A 22,783-nucleotide genomic window follows, 5' to 3' on the forward strand; every position below is an offset into this window, starting at 1 on the left:
TAAATTGGATTTAAATGCTGTCATATGAAATATTTTGACATATTCAGGTGCCGGATTGGTTATTCATTCGCAATTGTTTATGCGTTATCGTTATGTTCAAAATTAGATAACACTATCAACCAATAACCCATCCAACGTAGCCTGAAGGTGGGAGAACAGGGGAGCATAACGCCGTGAACATCAGGGATTTCAGAGCATTGGCGCGCAATTTGGTCAGAGAATTCGGCATGTTGAACAAGCAGAGCAACGGCTCGCGCTTTTCGCCGCTGCAGATCCATCTGATGATCGAAGTCAGCGAGCAGCCGCTGGGCGTCACCGAGCTGGCGGCCCGGCTTTGCATCGACAAGGCCAGCGCCAGCCGGGCGCTGCGCAGCCTGGTGGCCGCCGGCGTGATAGAAACGGTGGATCATCCTGATGACAAGCGGCACAACCTGCATCGGCTGAGTAAACAGGGCGGCAAGACGCTGGCCGGCATCGAGAGCGACGCCGACGGTTTTATGCAGGCGGCGCTGGCGCAGTTGGACGACGATGAGCTGGCGAGCACCACTGCGGCGATGAAAAAGATGACCGCGGCGCTGCGCAGCGCGCGCAAACAGCGCGACGCCAATCTGCGGGTGCGGCCGATCGCCGAGCGCGACGATGCGGCGATGGCGGCGATCATTCGCGACGTGTTTCGCGAGTACGGCATGGACAAAATGGAAGGGGTCAGTCTGCACGATCCGGATCTCGATCGGCTGACCGGTCTGTATCGCGACAACGGCGGCCACTACTGGGTGCTGGAGCGGGACGGACAGGTGGTGGGGGGCGTCGGCATGGCGCCGCTGGCCGGCGAAGAGCCCGGCTATTGCGAGCTGCAAAAACTGTTTTTCAAACCCGGCGCGCGCGGGCTGGGCATGGCGCGCCATATGGTGGTGCAGGCGCTGAAGGCGGCGCGGGCGGCGGGGTATCGCTACTGCTACCTGGAAACCACCGAACAGTTGAAAGAGGCAATCGGGTTGTACTATGCGCTGGGGTTCACGCTGTTGACGGAACGGCGCGGCAATACCGGCCACCACGGCTGCAACGTATGCATGCTGAAAAATCTCCAGAGCGACGATATGTGAGCGGTTTCAAGGTTAGCGCCCGCGCCTTGTGTCACCCTGTTAACCGTTTGATAACAATCACAACGTTTTATCAGGGAGGAAACTATGTTGGGGGATCCGATGGCGCTGCCCGCGCTGGTCACGCTGGTGGTCATCGCGCTATGGGCCAGCGCCCGCTTGCCGGAGTATGTGGTCGCGCTGCTGTTCTTTGCGGCGGTGATGGTCTTGCAGCTGGCGCCCGCCGCGGTGACCTTTTCCGGTTTCGCGTCTTCCGCATTCTGGCTGGTGCTCAGCGGTTTTGTGCTGGGCTCCGCCATCCGCAGCACCGGTTTGGCGGATCGCCTGGCCAACCGACTCTTGCCGCATCTGGCCGGTTCCTGGCCCCGGCTGGTGGGCGGCGTGGTGGCGATAAGCTACGCGCTGGCGTTTGTCATGCCATCCAATATGGGGCGGATTACGCTGCTGATGCCGATCGTTATGGCGTTGGCCAATCGCGCCGGTCTGGCGGAAGGCTCGCGCGGCCGCATCGGTTTGGCGCTGGCGGTGGGGTTCGGCACCTTCCAGCTCTCCGCCAGCATCCTGCCGGCCAACGTGCCCAATCTGGTGATGAGCGGCGCGGCGGAAAGCGCCTATGGCAGCCATTTCGCTTATCTTTCTTACCTGCTGTTGCACGCCCCGGTGCTCGGGATCGCCAAAGGCGCGCTGCTGACGCTGTGCATCTGCGGCCTGTTCCGTGCGCGGCCGCAGCCGGTGGCGGCCGAGGCGGCGCAAACCCCGCTCAGCGCCGCCGAATGGCGGCTGATCGCGTTGTTGGGCGCCACGGTGTTGCTGTGGATGACCGACAGCTGGCACGGCATCGCTCCCGCCTGGGTGGGGTTGGCGGCAGCGTGTTTCTGCCTGTTGCCGCGTATCGGGTTTCTCAACGGCGAGCAGTTCGCCGTCGGGGTTAACGTGCGCACCTGTATCTACGTGGCGGGGATCCTGGGGCTGACCGCATTGGTCAGCCACTCGGGGCTCGGCGATCGGTTGGGCGGTGCGCTGCTGGCGATGATGCCGGATCTGCATGACAAACCGTTCGCTGCGTTCGGTTCGCTGGTGGGGATCACCGCGTTGCTGAATTTCGTGGTGACCGCCAATGGCGTACCGGCGCTGTTTACCCCGCTGGCGGAGGCGCTGTCGGCGGGCAGCGGTTTACCGCTGCTGACGGTGCTGATGACCCAGGTAATCGGTTACGCCACGCCGCTGCTGCCGTATCAGGCTTCGCCGATCGTGGTGGCGATGGGGATGGGCAAAGTGCCGGCGCGCGAGGGGCTGAAGCTGTGCCTGCTGTTGGCCGCGCTCAGCTTTGCGCTGCTGGTGCCGTTGGATTATCTGTGGTTCAGACTGCTGGGGTGGATCCCGTAAACAGCCCTGCGCCGCCGGCAAAACAATCTTCGTCCAGCGTCAGAGTGGCGATTTTATGCACCGGTCCGCGCATGCTGACCTGAAAATCGCCGCTGAAGGCGATCTGCAGCTCGCCGCCCGGCATCCGCACGCTAACCCGATCGCCGACTCGTCCCAACTTGCGCATCACGCTGGCGGCGGCGCAGCTGCTGCTGCCGGAGGCGAGGGTAAAACCGGCGCCGCGCTCCCAGATGCCGATGCGCAGCGTCTGGCGATCGACCACTTCCACCAGTTGTACATTGGTGCGTTTCGGGAACAGCGGATGGCGTTCAATCTGCGGTCCGAGCCGATGCACCTGCGCCAGATCCAGTTTTTCCACCGGCACCACGCAGTGCGGGTTGCCCATCGACACCAGCGAAACGCTTAACGTCTCCTCCCTCAGGGGCAGCGGATAGTTCAGCGCCTCCGGCAGATCGATCAACGCCGGCAGCGCCGCCGGGCTGAAATTGGCGCGCCCCATTTCCACCGTTATCTGATGCGCGTCTTGCGCCACCTGGCAGCGCACGTCGCCGCCGGCGGTGTGCACCAAAAACGGTTGATGGCCCACGCGGCCGCTGTCAAACAGATAGCGCGCGTAGATACGCAGGCCGTTGCCGCTCTTCTCCGCTTCGGAACCGTCCGGGTTGATGATGCGCAAGGTGGGATTGACGGCGTCGCCGCTGTCGATCAGCAGGCCGTCGGAACCGATGCCGTAATGCGGGTGGCACAGCAGGCGGATCTGTTCATGGCTCAGCCGATCGGCGACCGAACGGTGGCATACCAGGTAGTCGTTGCCCAGACCGTGATATTTGTGGAACAGCAGGGGAGTCATGGCGTTGCTCGGCTCAGCGGAAAAAGGTCGCTACAGCTTACAACAGAACGTTGGCGTTAAAGCAAGCAAAAGGCGGCCTGAGCCGCCCTTTTGCACGATTGCCGATCCGGCCATTAATTGTAGATGATCGCGGTGCCGTGCAGTTTATTGTCACCGGTGGTGGCGATGATCTGGAAGGATTTTGCGCCCGCCGCATCGGCTTTGGCCGCCAGTTTGTTTTCCAGGCTGCTCAGGTCGGACGCGCCGCTGACGGTGACGACGCCGGCTTTTTGCAGGTCGGCGGGTTGTGCGTTAACCAGTTCGGCGGCGAAGCTGCCGAAGGAGACGGAAGCCAGTGCGATGGCGGCGATGGTCATTTTCAGGTTTTTCATGGTCTTATTTCCTATCTTTGTTCTTTACGATGTTTGTTTTGTAAGGTCGTTAAATTAATTAACGATCGATAATTTAATGTTAGATGCCGGTTTGACGGATTGCAAATATTTTTTTAATGCTCGTTAATTAATTTTTTTTGACGCCCTGGCGTCGGGAGCAAAACTTATCGCGATCCGCTGGTTTAATTCATTGTTATTGATAGATTTCTGCGGTGCCGTGCAGCTGGTTGTTACCGCCGGCGCCGATGATACGGAAGGATTTTGCACCGGCCTGATCGGCTTTGGCGGCCAGGCTGCTTTCCAGCGAGGTCAGATCGGATGCGCCGCTGACGGTAATGACGCCCACTTTCTGCTGGTCAGCCGGTTGGTTCTGGACCAAATCAGCGGCGAAGCTGCCGAAGGAAATGCTGGCCAGAGTGAGGGCTGCTAAGGTTAATTTTAAGTTTTTCATAATGTTAATTCCTTTCCGATAACGGTGAATAGAGGGGTTTAATCCGCTTCGCTAAATTATCTTAACGATCGATAACTAAATGCTAATCGGTTCTCGACGAGGGCGCAATATTTTTTTATAATGATCGTTAAGTTATTTGTGCTAACCCTGCTGTGGAGCGGGACAGGAGAGAATGATGAGCATCAATGAAGAGGTCTGCGGCAAAAAGAGCCGTGGCAGGCCGAAACAATTTGATCGCGACCGGGCGCTGGAAAGCGCGCTCGATCTGTTCTGGCGGCACGGCTATGAAGCCACCTCGCTGGCCGATCTGGTGGAAGTGACCGGCGCCAAAGCGCCAACGCTGTATGCGGAATTCGGCAACAAGGAAGGGATGTTCCGCGCGGCGGTGGAACGCTATCTGCAAAAATACACCACCTGCACCAACCAACTGTTGGAACAGGCGTTGCCGGTAGCCGAGATCGTCGAGGCCTACGTGCGTTCTTCCGTCGAAGTGTTTACCGATCCCGATACGCCGTCAGGTTGTTTTATGGTGTGCGCCTCCGCCGCGCTGTCGTCCGCGTCCGACGACGTCGCCCAGATGCTGCGCAAAAAACATCATGCCCAGGAAGCGGCGCTGAAAGCCTGTTTCGATCGCAAGCTGCAGCAGGGGGAACTGCTGGCGAAGACCGACACCGCGCTGCTGGCGAAATACGTCATTTGTACCATTGAAGGCATGTCGGTGCAGGCGCGCGAAGGGGCAAGCCGCAGCGATCTGCTGCGGTTGCTGGAGGCGTTGATGCTGGTGTGGCCGCGGCTCAGCCAGATTGGCAATAAGGTGTGACAACCGGCCCGGCTTTTACCGGGCCGTTTAACCCATTACTGATTGACCGGGATCACCGCGCCCTGGTACTTCTCGCGAATAAAGTCCTGAATCGGTTTTGAGTGCAGCACTTTGACCAGCGCCACGATCTCCGGCTTGTTCACGTCGGCTTTGTGCACGGTGATGATGTTGGCGTACGGGTTGTTTTCGCCGCTTTCGACCGCTATCGGATCCTTGGTCGGATTCAGCCCGGCGTCGATGGCGTAGTTGGCGTTGATCACCACCGCGTCGCCTTCGTTGTTGTTATACATCTGTGGCAGCAGCGCGCCCTCAACGTTGGCCTGGAACTTCAGGTGTTTCGGGTTTTCCACCACGTCGGTGATGCGCGCGTCCACTTTGCTCACCCCCGGCTTCAGCTTGATCACGCCTTCCCGTTCAAAAATAGACAGGATGCGGCCTTCTTCCGCCACCGCGTCGCGCATGATGATTTTGCCGTTTTCCGGCAGATCTTTCAGGCTCTTGTACTTCTTCGAGTAGATACCGATAGGCTCAATATGGATCGCGCCGGCGCTGACGAAGTCGTAGCTCTTGTCGTCGGCGTGGTCTTTCAGCACCGAGTTCAGGTAAGGCACGTGCTGGAAATAGTTGGCGTCAATGTCATGGCTGGCCAGCGCAGTGTTCGGCAGGATGTAGTCCTGGAAGCGCTTGATCTGCAGATCGATGCCTTCTTTTGCCAGTATCGGTTTAGCCTGTTCGAGGATCTCGGCGTGCGGCACGTTGGAGGCGCCGACCACCAGCTTGGTCGCCGCGGCGGCGCCAAAAGAAGCCAGAGTGGCGACGGAGGCGAAAGCCAACATCAGTAGGTGCTTTTTCATCATCGTTTTCCTTGGTTAATTAACGTTTATCGAGCGTTCTTGTCAGGGTGTCGCCAATGAACTGAATGACGAAAACGATCAGCAGGATCGTCAGCGTCGCCACCAGCGTCACGTCACTGTGGTTGCGTTGGAAGCCTTCCAGATAGGCCAGGTTGCCCAGTCCGCCGGCGCCGATCACCCCGGCCATCGCGGTGTAGCTCACCAGCGCGATCAGGGTGACGGTGATGCCGGAAACCAGCGCCGGCGAGCTTTCCGGCAGCAATACGCGGAAAATCAGGGTGCGGTTTTTGGCGCCCATCGAGCGCGCCGCTTCGATCACTCCTTTGTCGACCTCGCGCAGCGCGATCTCCACCAGCCGGGCATAGAACGGCGCTGCGCCGACGATCAGCGCCGGCAGGGCCGCATCTGCGCCGAGAATGGTGCCGATAAGCGACTTGGTGAACGGGATCAGTAGCACGATCAGAATGATGAACGGAATGGAGCGGAAGACGTTGACCAACACGGAGATCAGCGAGTAGACCGCCCGGTTCTGCAACAGCTGGCCCTTCGAGGTTAAAAACAGCAGCACGCCGAGCACGATGCCCAGCACCAGCGTGGCCAAACCGGCGATGCCGGTCATGTACAGCGTTTCCCAGGTGGCGTCCCACAGTTGGTCCAGACGCAGGTGGGGGAACAGGGATTCAATCATGTTGGATAACCTCGACGGCGATGTTTCTTTCGTTCAGCAACTTGAGCATGTCGGCGACTTGTTGTTCGTTGCCTTCGGCGTGGATGTACAGTTCGCCGAACGAACCGTTGAGGGTGTGGCTGATCTTGCCGTGCAGAATGTTGATGGTCAGGGCGTAGCGCCGGATCACTTCAGAGATCACCGCCTGATGGGTTTGCACGCCGACGAAGGTCAACTTGAAAATCGCCCCCGGCAGGTGGGCGGTGAGCTGCGGGTTGAAGCTCTCTTCGGTGTCCGCATACTGCGACACCTGTTTGACGAACTGCCGGGTGATCGGCTGCTGCGGCCGGGTGAACACGTCGAGCACCGGGCCTTCTTCGACGATGCGGCCGTTTTCCATCACCGCCACGCGGTGGCAGATTTTGCGCACCACGTGCATCTCGTGGGTGATCAGCACGATGGTCAATTTCAGCTGACGGTTGATGTCCAACAGCAGGTCGAGAATGGCGTCGGTGGTCTGCGGATCGAGCGCCGAGGTGGCCTCGTCGCACAGCAGCACGCTCGGGTTATTGGCCAGCGCGCGGGCGATGCCGACGCGCTGCTTTTGGCCGCCGCTGAGCTGCGACGGGTAGGCGTTTTCGCGCCCCTGCAGGCCGACCAGCGCGATCAGTTCCGCCACGCGCGGCGCAATCTGCGCCTTGGGCACGCCGGCGATCTGCATGGAAAACGCGATGTTCTGGCTGACGGTGCGCGACCACAGCAGATTGAAGTGCTGAAACACCATGCTGATTTTCAGCCGCGCCTGGCGCAGATGGCTGCCTTTGGCGCGGGCGATATCGAAGCCGCCGACGTCGATGCGGCCGCTGGTGGGCGTTTCCAGGCCGTTGAGCAGGCGGATGAGGGTGCTTTTGCCGGCGCCGCTGTAGCCGATGATGCCGTAAATTTGCCCGGCCTCTACCGCCAGGCTGACGTTGTCTACCGCTACGACGCGGCCCTGTGTGCTGTCAAAAGTTTTGCAAACGTTCGAAAGAACGATCATAGCGAAGCGGATCCTTATCGATACATCACAGCATTCCGTCCAGAGCGCGGTGCGCCGGACAGAGATCGTTCGGCTTTTCGGCTGACGGAACCTCTGTTGCGGGTGAATACCGGGCAATCCTACCGAGGGTTGATAGTGACAGGAAGAATGTAAAATCTATTACTTATTCTGATTTGATATATAAGGCGGCGGGGGAGGCGGGGGAAGAAAACCGGCCGCAGGGCGGCCGGCGAGATTGATGACAAACCTTATACCCTTGCTGGGTTGGCAGAGAGCACCGAATAAAAAACAAGGAAAATCAATTTATTGATTTTCGGCTGATCACCACAAAGAGGGGAAAAACCACGCTTTTTCCCCTCTTTGTCAATAGACTGACCGGCCGCAGGGCGGCCGGCGGAGGGCTAGCGTTTGTCCAGCTTCATGTGCAGCAGCGGAAACGGGTTGCCCTGGCCGTCGAGCGGCGAGCGGCCGGTGATGACAAACCCGTAGTGGCGGTAGAAGCCGCTGGCCTGCGGATTTTGCTCGTTCACGTCCAGCTGCAGCTCATCGTGCAGCGTTTCCGCGTGGGTCAGCAGCGCTTTGCCCACCCCTTTGCCGCGCTGATCCGCGTCGATAAACAACATCTCCACCTTGTTGCCGTTCAGGCCGATAAAGCCGCAGGGATGCCCCGGGCGTTCTTCGGCCACCCAAACGTTGACCGCCGGCAGGTAGTCGTTCAGCACCAGCGGGAACAGCTGCGCGATGTTGTCTTCGGTTAAAAAATGGTGGGTGGCGCGCACCGAACGCAGCCAGATATCTGCCAATTGCGCGTTGTCTTCCGCCGCGCGTGCTCTGATGGTAATCATCGAACTCTCTGCTATCTAAGTTGAAGGAAAAGAAACTAGATAGAGGTTTTGTGGGGTTAGTGCCGAATTAACGTGGGTTAACGCCCTGCAAAGCGCCTCTGCAGTGGATCGAATAGGCCCGCCTTCTCGCAAGCGGTATAACAACTGTAATTCAGCAAGTTAATGCTTTCAACCGCCGCAGGGCGCAATGAGGCGCTCGCCGCGTGATACACTGGCCGCTGAATGAGCAAGAGGGCGGCAGGATGGAAGCGGTACGCGCAGCGATAGAGAAACAGGTGCTCAGCCTCACCGGGCTGGCGCTCGGCGGCGTCGATTTTGAGAATCCGCCCGGCGATCCGGGGCTGTTCGGCCCGCAGTCTGTCATCTGGCAGGTACATCGCGATTTCACGCCGATGCTGTGCGGCGGCGTCAGCGCCTTGCTGCTGCAAATGCTGCACCCGCTGGCGCTGGCCGGCGTATGGGATCACTCCAATTTTCGCGACGATATGATCGGCCGCCTGCGCCGCACCAGCCAGTTCGTGTCGGTCACCACCTTCGGCCCGACCGCCGAGGCGGAGCGGCTGATCGCCAAAGTCAAAGCCATCCATCTGCGGGTAACCGGCGTCGGCGGCGACGGCACGCCTTATGCCGCCAGCGATCCGGCGCTGCTGACCTGGGTGCACGTGGCGGAGAGCAGCCGCTTTCTGGCCAGCCACCTGCGCTACCGTAACCCCCATCTTTCCCGCGATTTGCAGGATCAATACTATCGTGAAGCGGCGCGCGTGGCCGCCGCGCTGGGGGCGACGGCAATTCCTCAGTCCTGCGCGGAGGTCGAAGAATACCTGCAGGCGATGCGGCCGCAGCTGGTGTGTGATGAACGCACGCAAGAGGTGGCGCGCATTCTGCTGAAGGCGCCGGCGCCGAGCGCATTGGCGCGCCCCCTCGGCGGGGTGGTGATGCAGGCGGGCATCGATCTGTTACCCGATTGGGCGCAGCGGCAGTTCGGTTTTCATCCGGGTGCGCTGCGGCGGCGGCTGGTGCGAACGGGCGCCGCCGGTTTGGGCAAGGTGCTGGGCGCGTCGATGCGCAACGGTTCCTATCAGCGTGCGGTGCGGCGCATCACTCAGCCATCATGAGCCGCAGCCGCTATAATTAGCCTTTGTTTATCTTCGTTTACGGCCGTTTTTGAGACTTTTACGGGTGATCCGGCCAGTAATGCGTTTTACACTTGGGGCAAAGCCACATTCCATTTTTGGCGCGCAGCCGATTCTGCCGCGCCCTGACCCTATTGAGGTGATATGAACGAGTCATACGTACTTGCTGAAGTCAGCAATGAGAACCAGACGCTGGTCGCGGTGGTTCAGCAAGATCACCGGGCAGCCTATTTTTATATCTATCCCGCCGAAGCCTACAGCGATCGCTATCAGGTGCGCGCCTGTTGGCTGCGCAATCTGGCCGCCGCGCCGCTGCAGGAAGATCGCGCCGCGCTGGAACAAGGGCAGCCGCCGATGCTGGCGGCGGAGTATTGCCGCAACCTGGAAGGGGAAGCGCCGCTGAACCCGGAAGGGCTGATGGTGGTGTGGAGCGAAAGCGACGACGGCGCGGCCCTGTGGTATTACGGCCAACTGTTGGCGGTGATCCCCGGCTGGAGCCTGTATATCGATCATTCGGTGTGCTATTCGGCCAGCTGTATCAAGGAGAGCCCACTGGCCTATCCGCTCGGTTCGGCCTCGACCAACACCCAATATGCGCTGGCGGAAAGCACCCGCCAGTTTTGGCGCAGCTGGCAGCGTGAAGAGGGCAATCCGTGGCCGAAGATGCAGCGCGATTTTCAGGCGCGCTATGAGCCGCATTTCGGCCCTTCGGTAAAATACTACGCCATCGATCAGGGCAAGTGGCCGCCGATGGCCATCACCCAGCACGAACGCGACGGCATCTATTACTTCCTCACCATGGGGGTCAGCATCCGGCCGATGCCGTGGGTGGAGATCCTGTTCAACGACGAGGCTTCGCGCTATCGCCGCATGGAGATGGCGATCGCCATCGACAGTCAATACATGACCGAAGACAACGCGGTGCAGATGGCCAGCGCGCTGGCCGGTTTCGCTCATGCGCCGTGGGCGCGGCTGACCTGGATCGGCGAAGGACATACGCTGGAGTCCGACGTGGCGCCGCTGGGCTATGAGGGCTATATTTTATCGTCGTCCTTCTACCCGCATCACGCGCACCTGGCTCTGCCGCAGCAGTATGGCGATCCGGTTAACCTGTTCTGGGCCAGCCCGGTGTTTACCGCCGAGCGCCAATTGGCGCACGCCACGCCGAATGGCGGGCACGATCTGGTGCACAGGCTGCGCGAGCAGGGCGTCGACCATATTTTCCGCCCGCGCCAGCCGGTGTGCTGACGCGCTTATCTTTTCTTCAGGAGCCGCCATGACCACCGCGCTGTTGATTATCGATGTGCAGGAAGGGTTGTTTACGCCGCCGCCGGCGGATGCCGCGGACACCGTTGCGCGCATCAATCAGCTGAGCGAGCGCGCCCGCCGGGCCGGTGCGCCGGTTGTCGTCATTCAGCACCATACGCCGGACGATGAGTTGCCGCACGGCAGCGCCGCCTGGCAAGTGCTCGCGGCGCTGACGGTGGCGCCGGGCGACCATCGGGTGGAGAAAACCACGCCGGACTCGTTCCTGCGCACCTCGCTCGGCGCGTTACTGATCGCCAACGGCGTATCGCAGCTGGTGGTGTGCGGCTACTCCACGCCGTTTTGCATCGATACCACGGTGCGCAGCGCGGCGGCGCGCGGCTATCCGGTGACGCTGGCGGCGGATGCGCATACCTGCCACGACAAATCCTATGCCGACGGCCTGCTGATCCGCACCCACCATAACGAGACGCTGTCGAACATCGACAGCTTCGGCGTGCCGATCCGCGCGGTGCCCGCGGCGGACATCGTGTTCTGAGAACGGAAAACGGGGGCCAACGCCCCCGTTCGTTATTTCAGGCCCGCCCGCCGCGCCGCCACCTTGGCCAGCGCCGCCCAGTCCAGATCCGCATCCCCCTGCGCCATCGCGTCGAGGAAGTTGTCTTTCAGCACCCCGGCGAACGGCATCGGCGTATGGCTGTCGGCGCCGGCGGCCAGCGCCAGCCCGACGTCCTTCAGCCCCAGCGCCAGCCGGAATCCGGCGGGTGAATACTTCTCGGCGGCGATCAGCGCGCCATAGCCCTGATAGGCCGGGGCGGCGAAGACGGTGCTGCTCAGCATCTGCAGGTAGTCGGCGCCGGACACGCCGTAGTTGCGCACCAGCGCGCTGCCTTCCGCCATCGCTTCAATGGCGCTGGCCAGCGTAAAGTTGGTGGCGATCTTGACCACGTTGGCCTGCGCCGGATCGGCGCCGAAGTGCCAGGTTTTCTGGCCGAGGGCATCGAACAGCGGCTGCGCTTGCTTCAGCCGCTCGCTATCGCCGGCCGCCAGAATATTCAGCTTGCCGGCGGCGGCCACGTCGACCCGCCCCAGCACCGGCGCGGCGAGATAGCCGATGCCGTGTTCCTCATGCAGCGTCGTCAGGCGTTTGGCGAGTTCGACCGAGATGGTCGCCATATTGATATGCAGCGCGCCCGGTTTCATTCGCTGCAGCAATCCGCTGTCCACCACCACCTGTTGCGTGGCGGCATCGTCGGCCAGCATGGTGATCAGCACGTCGGCATCGGCCAACTGTTCCGGCCGCTCGGCCTGCCGCGCGCCGGCGCTCACCAGCGGCTGCGCCGCCTGCGGCGAGCGGTTCCATACCGTTAAGGCGAAGCCCGCCTGCAACAGGTTGGCCGCCATGGCGCTGCCCATCCCACCCAGTCCGGCAAATCCGATCTTCATCATGCGCTCCTTTTTCAGGTTGAAGGTTTTACCCTAGCGCGCCGGGCCAGGAACGCAAATGCCGGAGTGTAACGTCGTCTTACGCATCGGCGGTGGGTTATTGACGCGCTGCCGCAGCGGGTATACCTTGATGCCATGAATATATCGATGCACTCCACCCACAATCAGTCATGGTGGCGCCTCTTCTGAGGCGGCACGAGTATTCACATCTCTTTTTAATGCCGCCGGTTTGGCGGCATTATTTTTTGTGGCGTTGATCCGGCGGTCTACAGACCTTCAGGAGCACTGTCATGAGCTACACCATTCTTACCGGCGATCGCGCCACCGGCCCACTGCATTTAGGGCACTTCGTCGGCTCGCTGCGCCAGCGCGTGGAACTGCAGCACCAGCATAACCAAACGGTGATGGTAGCGGATTTGCAGGGCCTGACCGACAACGGCAACAATCCGCAAAAAATCAGCACCAACGTGCTCAACGTAGTGGCTGACTATCTGGCGGTCGGCATCGATCCGCACAAGACCACCATTTGCCTGCAGTCGGCGCTGCCGGCGTTGGCCGAGCTGACGATGTACTACCTCAATCTGGTCAGCGTGGCGCGGCTGGAACGCAACCCGACGGTGAAAAGTGAAATCGCCGAGAAGGATTTCGCCCGCAGCCTGCCGGCCGGCTTTTTGATCTATCCGGTCAGCCAGGCGGCGGACATCACCGCCTTTGGCGCCACCCACGTGCCGGTCGGCGAGGATCAGTTGCCGATGCTGGAGCAAACCAACGAGATCGTGCGGCGCTTCAACCACATCGTCGGCCAACCGGTGCTGACGGAGTGCCAGCCGCTGTTGAGCAACGTCGGGCGTCTGCCGGGGCTGGACGGGCAGGGCAAGATGTCGAAATCGCGCGGCAACGCCATCCCGCTTGGCGCCGGCGCCGACGAGGTGCACAAGGCGGTGATGAGCATGTTCACCGATCCCGGTCATCTCAACGTCAGCGATCCCGGCCGGGTGGAGGGCAACATGGTGTTCACCTATCTGGACGCCTTCTGCGAAGACGCCGCGCTGGTGGCGGAGCTGAAGGCGCACTACCGGCGCGGCGGGTTGGGGGACGTGAAAATCAAACGGCTGCTGGAGGATTGCCTGCAGAGCCTGCTCGAGCCGATCCGCACCCGCCGCGCCGAATTCATCGCCGATAAAGGCGAGCTGACGCGCATCCTGCAGCATGGCACCCGCCGCGCGCATCAGGTCAGCCGGCAGACGCTGCAGCAGGTCAAGGCGGCGCTGGGGCTGGACTTCTTTAGCCTTGAATGATGCGCACGCCGGGGCGGCACGCGTCACGCCCCGGCCATAAAACCATCATCCCACTGTCATAAACTTATTCGTTAATAGGTGCCCATAATGATTAGCCACTGAAACCAGAGAAATCATATGGCTCAGGCACTGTTAAAATTGGCGCAGCACGAGTTCCCAGGGCAGCACGCCGCCGCATCCCGCAAAGTGTTATCGGTAAAGGGGCTCGGTAAGGCCTATAAAGCGCAGCAGCGCGTGCTGGATGACATCAATTTCGATCTGCACGCCGGCGAGTTCGTGGCGGTGATCGGCCGTTCCGGCGCAGGCAAGTCCACGCTGCTGCATACCCTCAACGGCACCATTCCTTCCAGCTGCGGCGAGATGCTGCACTTCGAAGACGATGGCGTGGCGCAGGATATCGCCCAGCTTGCCGGCCGCCAGATGCGCCAGTGGCGCGCGCGCTGCGGCATGATCTTCCAGGACTTCTGCCTGGTGCCGCGGCTGGACGTGATGACCAACGTGCTGCTGGGGCGCCTGAGCCACACCTCCACCCTGAAATCCTTCTTCAAACTGTTCGATGACGCCGACCGCGCTCGCGCCATCGAGCTGTTGCAGTGGCTCAACATGCTGCCGCACGCGCTGCAGCGCGCCGAGCACCTCTCCGGCGGCCAGATGCAGCGCGTCGCCATCTGCCGCGCGCTGATGCAAAATCCGCAAATCCTGCTGGCCGATGAGCCGGTGGCGTCGCTCGATCCGAAAAACACCCGCCGCATCATGGACGCGCTGCAGAAAATCAGCGAAGACGGCATCGCGGTGATGGTGAACCTGCACTCGGTCGAACTGGTGAAAGAGTATTGCTCGCGGGTGATCGGCATCGCCCACGGGAAGATCGTGTTTGACGGGCATCCTTCGCAACTGAACGAGCGGATCCTGCACCAGCTGTATGGCGAAGAAGCCAATCAGATCCATTGAAGCACTTTTGACCTTTACCCTTTACACACAAGGCACACCTAATGAAAAAAGTATTGAGTCTGACCACCCTGATGGCCGGCGCGATGATGGTCTTTAATGCTGCCGCAGCGGATGCGCCGAAAGAGCTGAACCTGGGCATTCTCGGCGGCCAGAACGCCACCCAGCAGATCGGCGATAACCAGTGCGTGAAGCAGTTCCTGGACAAAGAGCTGAACGTCGATACCAAGCTGCGCAACTCGTCCGACTATTCCGGCGTGATCCAGGGCCTGCTGGGCGGCAAGATTGACCTGGTGCTCAGCATGTCGCCGTCGTCGTTCGCCTCGGTCTACATCAAGGATCCGAAAGCGGTGGACATCGTCGGCATCGCGGTCGACGACGTCGACCAGTCGCGCGGCTACCATTCGGTGGTGGTGGTGAAGGCCGGCAGCCCATACCAGAAACTGGAAGACCTGAAGGGCAAGGCCATCGGCTTCGCCGATCCGGACTCCACCTCCGGCTTCCTGATCCCGAACCAGGCGTTTAAAAAGCTGTTCGGCGGCACGGTCGACAACAAATACAACAACACCTTCTCCAGCGTCACCTTCTCCGGCGGCCACGAGCAGGACATCCTCGGCGTGCTGAACGGCCAGTTTGAAGGCGCGGTGACCTGGGCGTCGATGATCGGCGACTACAACACCGGCTACACCAGCGGCGCGTTCACCCGCATGATCCGCATGGATCACCCGGACCTGATGAAACAGATCCGCATCATCTGGCAGTCGCCGCTGATCCCGAACGGCCCGATCCTGGTGAGCAACTCGCTGCCGGCCGACTTTAAGGCCAAAGTGGTCACCGCCATCAAGAAGCTGGATAAAGACGATCACGCGTGCTTTATCAAAGCGATGGGCGGCAAACAGCACATCGGCGACACCACCCTGGCGGAATACCAGACCATCATCGATATGAAGCGCGAGCTGACCAAAGGCGACCGTTGATTCCCGGCTGCCTCGGCCGCCCGAATGAAGGGGTTCAGCATGCTGAACCCCTTGTTCCATAACGATGGAAGACCTGTTTTGAATACCGATTTCGCACACTATTACCAACGGATCCGCAGCAAGCAAAAGCGCGAAGCGCTGCTGTGGTCGCTCGGGCTGGTGGTGCTGTACCTGGGCGCCGGCAACCTCGCCGAGTTCAACCTGCACACCGTCTGGGTGTCTATTCCGCACTTCTTCGACTATCTGGCCGAAACCGTGCCGACGCTGCACTGGCACCTGCTGTTCGCCGACGGGCGCACCGAAGGCTCGCTGGCCTATTGGGGCTATCGCCTGAACATCCAGTTGCCGCTGATCTGGGAGACCCTGCAGCTGGCGCTGGCGGCGACCATTTTTTCGGTGCTGGTGGCGACCGTGCTGGCGTTCCTGGCGGCCGGCAACACCTATACTCCGGCCTCGGTGCGGCTGGCGATCCGCACGCTGGTGGCGTTTCTGCGCACCATGCCGGAGCTGGCGTGGGCGGTGATGTTCGTGATGGCGTTCGGCATCGGCGCCATTCCCGGCTTCCTGGCGCTGGCGCTGCACACCATCGGCAGCCTGACCAAGCTGTTCTACGAATCGATCGAAACCGCCTCCAACAAACCGGTGCGCGGGCTGGCGGCCTGCGGCGCCACGCCGCTGCAGCGCATGCGCTTTGGCCTGTGGCCGCAGGTGAAGCCGGTGTTTCTCTCCTACAGCTTCATGCGGCTGGAGATCAACTTTCGCCAGTCGACCATTTTGGGGCTGGTGGGGGCGGGCGGCATCGGCCAGGAGCTGATGACCAACATTAAACTCGACCGCTACGATCAGGTCAGCATGACGCTGCTGCTGATCATCGTGGTGGTTTCCGTGCTCGACTATGTGTCGGGCGAGCTGCGCAAGCGCGTGGTGGAGGGGGCAAAATGACAGCGGGCACTCCGGCGTCGGCGGAAACGCTGCGCCAGCTAAAACAGCAGCATCCGGCGATCTTCGCGCAGCAGGGGCGTTACCTGCGCACCGTCGGCCTGATCGCCTTGGCGATCGTGCTGTACTACGTGTTCTTCTTCCTGGTCTTCGGCATTAGTTGGCCGCAGTTTATCAACGGCTGCCAGCAGCTGGGGCGCTATTTCCTGCGCATGTTCGTCTGGCATGACTTCGCCAACTGGCCGTTCATGTACTACTTCCAGCAGATTGGCATCACCATCGCCATCGTGTTTGCCGGCACCATCACCGCGTCGCTGATCGCGCTGCCGCTGTCGTTCTTCGCCGCGCGCAACGTGATGTCGACGCCGTTGCTGCGGCCAATTTCGGTGCTGGTGCGCCGCTTGCTGGACGTGCTGCGCGGTATCGATATGGCGATCTGGGGGCTGATCTTCGTGCGCGCCGTCGGCATGGGGCCGCTGGCCGGGGTGTTGGCTATCGTGATGCAGGATGTCGGGCTGCTGGGCAAACTGTACGCCGAAGGGCACGAGGCGGTGGACAAGTCCCCGAGCCGCGGCCTGACGGCGGTGGGCGCCAACGGGTTGCAGAAGCACCGCTACGGCATCTTCACCCAGTCGTTCCCCACCTTCCTGGCGCTCAGCCTGTACCAGATCGAATCCAACACCCGCTCTGCGGCGGTGCTGGGTTTCGTCGGTGCCGGCGGCATCGGCCTGGTGTACGCGGAGAACATGCGGCTGTGGAACTGGGACGTGGTGATGTTCATCACCCTGATCCTGGTGGTGGTGGTGATGATCATGGACAAGGTCTCGTCGCTGCTGCGCAACAAGTACATCATCGGCGAAGACATCCCGCTGTATCAGCAAAAAAGCCAAATCGATTGAGAAACCCCTTGCCGATCCCTATACTGCCGCACATTCAAGGTGTGCGGCCATACCCGTCATACTTGGAGCTGCCTCTTTGTTGGCTGCATTTGCGCGCCCCGGTCACATAGTTAACTATGCTCCGGGGGCTTACAAATTTGCCGCCGCGATGCAACTCCAATTATTTTGGGTATGGGGCATTTTTTTACAATGCGCACGTCCCCGTTAGACAAATAAGGCAATGCAATCCCATGATGAACAACGACGTGCTGCGCAGCGTGCGCTATATGCTGAGCATTAACAACGCCAAAATGGTCGAGATTATCAAACTGGACGATTTCGAGGTGGCGGTGTCGGCGATGGACGCTTACGTGATCAAAGAAGGCGAGCCGGGCTACGAGAAGTGCCCGGACGAAGTGATGGCGCACTTCCTCAACGGCCTGGTGTTCTTCAAACGCGGCAAGGACGACAAGTTCCCGGCGCCGGCGGTTGAGCTGCCAATCACCAACAACCTGGTGCTGAAAAAGCTGCGCGTGGCGTTCGAGCTGAAAGACACCGACATGCACCAGATTTTCACCGCGGTGGATTTCCGCATCTCCAAGCCGGAGCTGAGCGCGCTGTTCCGCAAAGAGGGCACCAAGAACTACCGCCCGTGCGGCGATCAGATGCTGCGCTACTTCCTCAAAGGGCTGGCGCAGCGCGTTCGCGGCGAGTAACGCGCAGCGTTCATCGAACATCAGGCGCAATCGCAAGGTTGCGCCTTTTTTATTATCTTTCTCCCGCCCGCCGTTGTTGTACTGGCCCTCAGCCATCCGTCATCGATGGAGGGCGTGCCGCCTATCCGGTTACTTTTTCATGGTCAATTCAATCACCCAAACCATGAGGAAAGCAGGATGCCAACCATCACGAAAACCCAATCACTTTACACGTTGACCCGGCCTGTCTGGCTGGATGCGGCAGGCATGAGCAAAGGCATCGATCACGATCGCCAGCACCTGGGCATCATTCTCGCCGCCGGGCAGGTGCTGCGAGTGCGCCAGACCAACGCGGCGTTTACCGGCAAGCTCACGCTGCGCTTGCTGAATGACGACAGCAAAACGGAGGCGGAATTCAGCGTTGGCGCGAGCTGGGTCGAGGCCCAGGTCAATGCCGTCTCGGTGCCGTTCATCGATACGCCGTATGGGCAGGGCGAGCCGGTGCTGGAGTTCGAGTACCCGGACACGGCGAAAGCGCTGCCGGTTTATCGTCGTGGCGAAAACGAAGCCGCGTTCTTTGCCCGCTGGGACGATCGGGACGCCGAGTTTGCCCTGGTCGATGCGGAGTACGCAGTGTTGCTGGTGCCGAAAATCAGTAAACCGGCGCTGAAGTCGCTGGGCGACGCGAAAAACATCGACGGGCTGATCGCCTACTACGATCGCATTTTCACTTTCTACAATGCGCTGACCGGCGTCTCGTTCGAGGCTGAACACGAATCCGATCGCAATATTCGCAACCGCTACTTTATGAAGGCCGATAAGCATGGCGCCGGCGCCGCGTATTACGGCGGCCGCTGGACGGCGGAAACCAGCAACTCGGTCAGCAGCTTCTGGCTGACGCCGAAAGACAGCAACTGGGGCAGCCTGCATGAGATCGCGCACGGCTATCAGGGGCACTTTATGGGCGACAAATATTTCTCCACCGGTGAGATGTGGAACAATATTTATGCCGCTTGCTATCAGGACGTGATGCTGGGGGAACGCAAATACCAGGAGGGGTGGCTGTATAACTACGGCAACGCGGCCGGCGTCGAGAAGAAAATCATCGATCTGATCGCTCAGGGCACGCCGCTCAACCAGTGGGATCTGCGCTCCAAGCTGTTCTTCGCGATGCTGATGGTCGACAAGGCAGGCAAGAACGCCTTCACGCACTTTAATCAGCAATATCGTCAAAGCTGCAACACGCCGGGCTTCGTGCCGTCGGAACATGCCTTGCTGGATCTGCTGTCGGCAAGCTTCGCCGCGGCCGGTGAGCAGATCGACGTGACGCCGTTCGTCGAGCTGACCGGCGGCGTGATCACCCAAGCGCAGCGCGATCGCAACGCGTTCAGCCACGCCAAGGCGGTGTATCCGCTGTATCAACTGGTGGACGCGCAGAGTCTGCCGGCGGTGCAGGCGCAGCTGAAGCTGGATTCCTCGCTGCGGCTGGTCGACTCCTGCCAGCTCAAGGCCAGCGGGCTGAAAGGCGACGTCACCCTAAGTCTGGATATCGATGACTTTGCGCAGATCTACGGTGAAGATCTGATCCTGATGGAAGGGGCGCGCTATGCCCACAAAGTCCGTATCGACACGCCGACCCTGGCGCTGACTGCGCTGCCGATCGGCGTGTATACCCTGCGGTTGCCGACCGGCAAAGATCGTAAATATCGGCCGACGGCGGAATACCTGACGGTGAAACAGGGGAAAAACGCGGTGACGCTTCGCTTTGAGCGCAAAGCCGCTTCGCCGATCGTTTCTCAGGAGATCAATCTGTTGGGCCTGAGCGATGCGGTCTTTGCCACCGTGGTCGTCGATCGCGCCAAAGGAGCGGTGGTGGTTGACGTGACCAGCACCACGCCGCACGCCTACTTCCCGGGTGAAACCTATGCACGGGTGACGCTGCGCGATCGGCAGGGCGCGGTGCGCTTCAGCAAGGAGATTCAGGGCACTCAGGCTACCTTAAGTCATGACGAGCTGCCGTTTGCCGAGGGCGATGACATCGAGATTTACCATGTGGAGCCGAGTCGGGTGCGCCTGAATCCGGCGGCGACCGGGGTTATCGATAATAAAAACAAAACCAACGTGCTGCGTATCGAAAAAAGCGGGCTGAAAAACCCGGCGCTGTCCGGCGATCCTGAACAAGCGCTGCTGGCGCGCCTGGAACAGGCGGCGCAGCGTTTGCGTCATCTGCTGCCGGCTTACTATGCGCCATCATCGTCGTTCAAAGATGATATTTATCTGGCGATCGGCGCCTTTGCCGAGCCGCAGCGCGAGTCACTGTTGGCGACCTATCGGGATTGCCTGCCGGCCGACAATACGCCGCCGGGTGCCAACGTCGGCAATGCGTTTACCGTGGCTGCCAAAGGGATCGGCGATCGCCAGTTCCTGACCGGCGCCATCGATCTGGTGAAGAAAACCGTTACTGTCACGCTGGCGGCGGGGATTGCTCACCACTACTTTGCCGACAGCTACGCCTTCCTCAGCGTGACGGATGCGGACGGCAATGTCTTGCTCAGTTACGACGTCATCGGCAGCCAGAATCAACCGGCCAAAACCTGGGTGTTGCCGCTGTCGGGTTACGGCGGTGAAGTGATTCAACTGCGGCATGAAGAGCCGGACAACCGCTTGGCGATCGTCAACGAAATGCAGCACCTGCGGCTGACGGAGAAGGGCAAGCAACAGACCTACTGCATTACGCCGGTCGGTTTGAAACGCATCAACGACTGATCCCCATCGGCCTGCGGGGCGGCGAGTGTCGCCGCCCCGTTTTTTCCTCTGCGTCATCCCGCCATTGCACTCTTTTTGTTCTCCCGCTGCGCGCCGCTGGTGCAGCCCGTTTGCCGCTGCTGTCATAAGTTTTAATTATAATTTATTGAAATCATGAGATTAAAAATTGGCACGACGGTTGCTCTGTTGGATCCCATCTTGTGTACCAGATGGAATTCAGCCGATGAGCGAACCTGTTGAAGCGTGCGGTTTTACCCTCAGTGAATGGCAGCACCATTATCAAACCCGTCCGGCGGGCGAGCGCCTTGCCTGCGTCAGTGTGACGATCGAAACGCTGGTCGCCGGCCTGAACCCGGACGATAACGCCTGGCTGTATCTCGCCACGTCGGCGCAGCGCGAGCAGCAGTATCGGCAGCTGGCACAGAGGCTCGAAGCGGTCGCCGGCGATCTCAGCCGCCTGCCGCTGTTCGGCGTGCCCTTTGCCATCAAAGACAATATCGACGTCGGCGGCTGGCCGACCAGCGCCGCCTGCCCGGCGTTCACCTATCAGGCCGCGGCGGACGCCACCGTGGTCGCCCACCTGCGCGCCGCCGGGGCGATCGCCCTCGGTAAAACCAACCTCGACCAGTTCGCTACCGGGTTGGTGGGCACCCGCTCACCTTATGGCGCGGTGGTCAACAGCTTCGACAGCCGCTACGTCAGCGGCGGTTCCAGTTCCGGCTCCGCTTCGGTGGTGGCGCGCGGCCTGGTGCCGTTCGCGCTGGGCACCGATACCGCCGGTTCGGGGCGCGTGCCCGCCGGGTTCAACAACATCGTCGGGCTGAAGCCGACCAAGGGGCGGTTGTCCAATCGCGGCGTGGTGCCGGCCTGCCGGTTGAACGACACCGTTTCGATCTTCGCGCTGACGGTGGCCGATGCCGCGCAGGTGGCGGAGCTGGCGAGCGGCTTTGACGCGGCAGATCCGTATTCCCGCGCCGATCCGCATACCGCGCCGGCGGATATCCCCGCCGCGCCGCGTTTCGCCGTTCCCGCCCAGCTGGAGTTTTTCGGCGACGTGCAGGCCGAGCGGGCGTTTCACCGAGCGCTGGCGCAGCTGCAGGCGGGCGGCGCCACGCTGGAACCCCTCGATTTCGCGCCGTTTCGCACTCTGGCGGAACAGCTGTATTACGGCCCCTGGGTAGCGGAGCGCACGGTAGCCATTGAGCAGGTGCTGGAAGCGAACCCGCAGGCTATCGATCCGGTGGTGCGCGGCATCGTTGGTAACGGCCTCGGCTACAGCGCCTGCGACGCCTACAAGGCGGAATACCTGCGCGCCGAGCTGGCGCGGCAGATCGCCCAGCGGCTGGCGCCGTTCGACGCGCTGGTGGTGCCGACCGCGCCCACTATCCGCACCCTGGCGGAGATGGCGCAGGAACCGGTGCTGTTCAATTCGCAGTTCGGCACTTACACCAATTTCACCAACCTGGCCGATCTGAGCGCGCTGGCGCTGCCGGGACCGCTGCGCGAAGACGGTCTGCCGGCGGGCATCACCCTGATTGCGCCCGCCTGGCATGACCGGGCGCTGGCGGCGTTTGGCCTGCGCTGGCAACGGCAAAGCGCCTTGCCGCTCGGCGCTATCGGCCGGGCATTGCCGCCGCAGCCGGCGCCGGCCCCGTCTTCGGGACACGTGCGTCTGGCGGTAGTAGGCGCTCACCTTAGCGGCATGCCGCTCAACGCCCAGCTGACGCAGCGCGACGCGGTGTGGGTAGAGCAAACCGTCACCGCCCCCTGTTATCGCCTCTACGCGCTGGCCGATACCGATCCGCCGAAGCCGGGGCTGGCGCGCGCGGCGCAGGGGGCGGCGATCCGCGTAGAGCTGTGGGACATCCCGCTGGCCCGTTTTGGCGAGTTTGTGGCGGAAATCCCGGCGCCATTGGGCATCGGCACGCTGCTGCTGGCGGACGGCCGGCGGGTGAAGGGGTTTATCTGCGAAGCCTGGGCGCTGGAAGGCGCCACGGATATCACTGAGTTTGGCGGCTGGCGCGACTATCTCGTCAGCATTAAGGGGGCATGAA

At 61.2% G+C, this 22,783-nt stretch carries 22 protein-coding genes; 14 read left to right on the forward strand and 8 right to left on the reverse strand.

Features of this window, described 5'->3' with window-relative positions; genetic code table 11:
• Positions 1-197: 197 nt before the first annotated feature.
• Together GT753_RS02545 and GT753_RS02550 are read left to right on the forward strand one after the other, a co-directional pair.
• Complete coding sequence (locus GT753_RS02545) at positions 198-1,103, forward strand: helix-turn-helix domain-containing GNAT family N-acetyltransferase (protein ID WP_041922195.1); 906 nt, start codon at positions 198-200, stop codon at positions 1,101-1,103.
• 84 nt (positions 1,104-1,187) lie between these two features.
• On the forward strand, positions 1,188-2,486 hold the full coding sequence (locus GT753_RS02550) for an SLC13 family permease (protein WP_160125225.1): 1,299 nt from the start codon (positions 1,188-1,190) through the stop codon (positions 2,484-2,486).
• Here the strand turns inward: GT753_RS02550 and dapF are convergent.
• The 3 genes from dapF to GT753_RS02565 all read right to left on the reverse strand — a co-directional run bounded on the left by dapF (position 2,461) and on the right by GT753_RS02565 (position 4,158).
• Entirely contained in the window at positions 2,461-3,336 is an 876-nt protein-coding gene (dapF, locus tag GT753_RS02555) for a diaminopimelate epimerase (protein WP_015377084.1), read from the reverse strand. The two genes, GT753_RS02550 and dapF, sit on opposite strands and share 26 nt — an antisense overlap.
• Positions 3,337-3,449: 113 nt before the next feature.
• The gene (locus GT753_RS02560; protein ID WP_004939517.1) at positions 3,450-3,707 is read right to left on the reverse strand and encodes a YdgH/BhsA/McbA-like domain containing protein; all 258 of its coding nucleotides are present in this window, start codon (positions 3,705-3,707) and stop codon (positions 3,450-3,452) included.
• 193 nt (positions 3,708-3,900) lie between these two features.
• Entirely contained in the window at positions 3,901-4,158 is a 258-nt protein-coding gene (locus GT753_RS02565) for a DUF1471 domain-containing protein (RefSeq protein WP_015377085.1), read from the reverse strand.
• A 175-nt stretch (positions 4,159-4,333) separates the two neighbouring features.
• Here GT753_RS02565 and GT753_RS02570 point away from each other — a divergent pair, with 175 nt between their 5' ends.
• Positions 4,334-4,978, forward strand: coding sequence for a TetR/AcrR family transcriptional regulator (locus tag GT753_RS02570; protein ID WP_160125226.1), 645 nt, complete (start codon positions 4,334-4,336; stop codon positions 4,976-4,978).
• 35 nt (positions 4,979-5,013) lie between these two features.
• Here GT753_RS02570 and GT753_RS02575 read toward each other — a convergent pair whose 3' ends face one another.
• From GT753_RS02575 to GT753_RS02590, 4 genes are all read right to left on the reverse strand, one after another.
• Positions 5,014-5,832, reverse strand: a complete 819-nt coding sequence (locus GT753_RS02575; protein WP_004939506.1) for a MetQ/NlpA family ABC transporter substrate-binding protein — start codon at positions 5,830-5,832, stop codon at positions 5,014-5,016.
• Between the two features lie 19 nt (positions 5,833-5,851).
• Positions 5,852-6,520, reverse strand: coding sequence for a methionine ABC transporter permease (locus GT753_RS02580; protein ID WP_004939505.1), 669 nt, complete (start codon positions 6,518-6,520; stop codon positions 5,852-5,854).
• Positions 6,513-7,538 carry a methionine ABC transporter ATP-binding protein gene (locus GT753_RS02585; RefSeq protein ID WP_021503958.1) on the reverse strand — a complete coding sequence of 342 codons (1,026 nt, stop codon included), beginning with the start codon at positions 7,536-7,538 and terminating at the stop codon, positions 6,513-6,515. The genes GT753_RS02580 and GT753_RS02585 overlap by 8 nt, the downstream gene beginning before the upstream one ends.
• Positions 7,539-7,939: 401 nt before the next feature.
• Entirely contained in the window at positions 7,940-8,383 is a 444-nt protein-coding gene (locus GT753_RS02590; RefSeq protein ID WP_015377088.1) for an acetyltransferase, read from the reverse strand.
• A gap of 242 nt (positions 8,384-8,625) precedes the next feature.
• Here GT753_RS02590 and GT753_RS02595 point away from each other — a divergent pair, with 242 nt between their 5' ends.
• The 3 genes from GT753_RS02595 to GT753_RS02605 all read left to right on the forward strand — a co-directional run bounded on the left by GT753_RS02595 (position 8,626) and on the right by GT753_RS02605 (position 11,320).
• Positions 8,626-9,498, forward strand: coding sequence for an oxygenase MpaB family protein (locus tag GT753_RS02595; RefSeq protein WP_015377089.1), 873 nt, complete (start codon positions 8,626-8,628; stop codon positions 9,496-9,498).
• 162 nt (positions 9,499-9,660) lie between these two features.
• Positions 9,661-10,764, forward strand: coding sequence for a suppressor of fused domain protein (locus tag GT753_RS02600; RefSeq protein ID WP_082996965.1), 1,104 nt, complete (start codon positions 9,661-9,663; stop codon positions 10,762-10,764).
• A gap of 28 nt (positions 10,765-10,792) precedes the next feature.
• Positions 10,793-11,320, forward strand: a complete 528-nt coding sequence (locus GT753_RS02605) for a cysteine hydrolase family protein (protein ID WP_160125227.1) — start codon at positions 10,793-10,795, stop codon at positions 11,318-11,320.
• Positions 11,321-11,352: 32 nt separating this feature from the next.
• Here the strand turns inward: GT753_RS02605 and GT753_RS02610 are convergent, their stop codons facing one another.
• The gene (locus GT753_RS02610; protein ID WP_021503956.1) at positions 11,353-12,228 is read right to left on the reverse strand and encodes an NAD(P)-dependent oxidoreductase; all 876 of its coding nucleotides are present in this window, start codon (positions 12,226-12,228) and stop codon (positions 11,353-11,355) included.
• A gap of 290 nt (positions 12,229-12,518) precedes the next feature.
• Between GT753_RS02610 and trpS the strand changes: the two genes are divergently transcribed.
• The 8 genes from trpS to atzF all read left to right on the forward strand — a co-directional run bounded on the left by trpS (position 12,519) and on the right by atzF (position 22,782).
• The gene (gene trpS / locus GT753_RS02615; RefSeq protein ID WP_160125228.1) at positions 12,519-13,526 is read left to right on the forward strand and encodes a tryptophan--tRNA ligase; all 1,008 of its coding nucleotides are present in this window, start codon (positions 12,519-12,521) and stop codon (positions 13,524-13,526) included.
• A 117-nt stretch (positions 13,527-13,643) separates the two neighbouring features.
• Entirely contained in the window at positions 13,644-14,477 is an 834-nt protein-coding gene (phnC, locus tag GT753_RS02620; RefSeq protein ID WP_004939485.1) for a phosphonate ABC transporter ATP-binding protein, read from the forward strand.
• Between the two features lie 41 nt (positions 14,478-14,518).
• Positions 14,519-15,451 (forward strand): phosphonate ABC transporter substrate-binding protein, encoded by a 933-nt coding sequence (gene phnD / locus GT753_RS02625; protein WP_004939482.1) that lies wholly within the window; start codon positions 14,519-14,521, stop codon positions 15,449-15,451.
• 78 nt (positions 15,452-15,529) lie between these two features.
• Positions 15,530-16,393: a phosphonate ABC transporter, permease protein PhnE gene (phnE, locus tag GT753_RS02630; protein ID WP_021503954.1), complete on the forward strand. Its 864-nt coding sequence runs from the start codon at positions 15,530-15,532 to the stop codon at positions 16,391-16,393.
• Positions 16,390-17,289 carry a phosphonate ABC transporter, permease protein PhnE gene (phnE, locus tag GT753_RS02635; protein WP_033633798.1) on the forward strand — a complete coding sequence of 300 codons (900 nt, stop codon included), beginning with the start codon at positions 16,390-16,392 and terminating at the stop codon, positions 17,287-17,289. The genes phnE (GT753_RS02630) and phnE (GT753_RS02635) overlap by 4 nt, the downstream gene beginning before the upstream one ends.
• 230 nt (positions 17,290-17,519) lie before the next feature.
• Positions 17,520-17,984, forward strand: a complete 465-nt coding sequence (locus GT753_RS02640) for a DUF1456 family protein (RefSeq protein WP_004939471.1) — start codon at positions 17,520-17,522, stop codon at positions 17,982-17,984.
• Positions 17,985-18,161: 177 nt separating this feature from the next.
• Positions 18,162-20,729, forward strand: coding sequence for a putative mucin/carbohydrate-binding domain-containing protein (locus GT753_RS02645; protein WP_031299709.1), 2,568 nt, complete (start codon positions 18,162-18,164; stop codon positions 20,727-20,729).
• A 223-nt stretch (positions 20,730-20,952) separates the two neighbouring features.
• Positions 20,953-22,782 carry an allophanate hydrolase gene (gene atzF / locus GT753_RS02650; RefSeq protein ID WP_160125229.1) on the forward strand — a complete coding sequence of 610 codons (1,830 nt, stop codon included), beginning with the start codon at positions 20,953-20,955 and terminating at the stop codon, positions 22,780-22,782.
• The last annotated feature ends 1 nt before the right edge of the window (position 22,783 follow it).

The organism is Serratia sp. Z4, assembly GCF_009900725.1.
GTDB classification, from domain to species: Bacteria; Pseudomonadota; Gammaproteobacteria; order Enterobacterales; family Enterobacteriaceae; genus Serratia; species Serratia nematodiphila.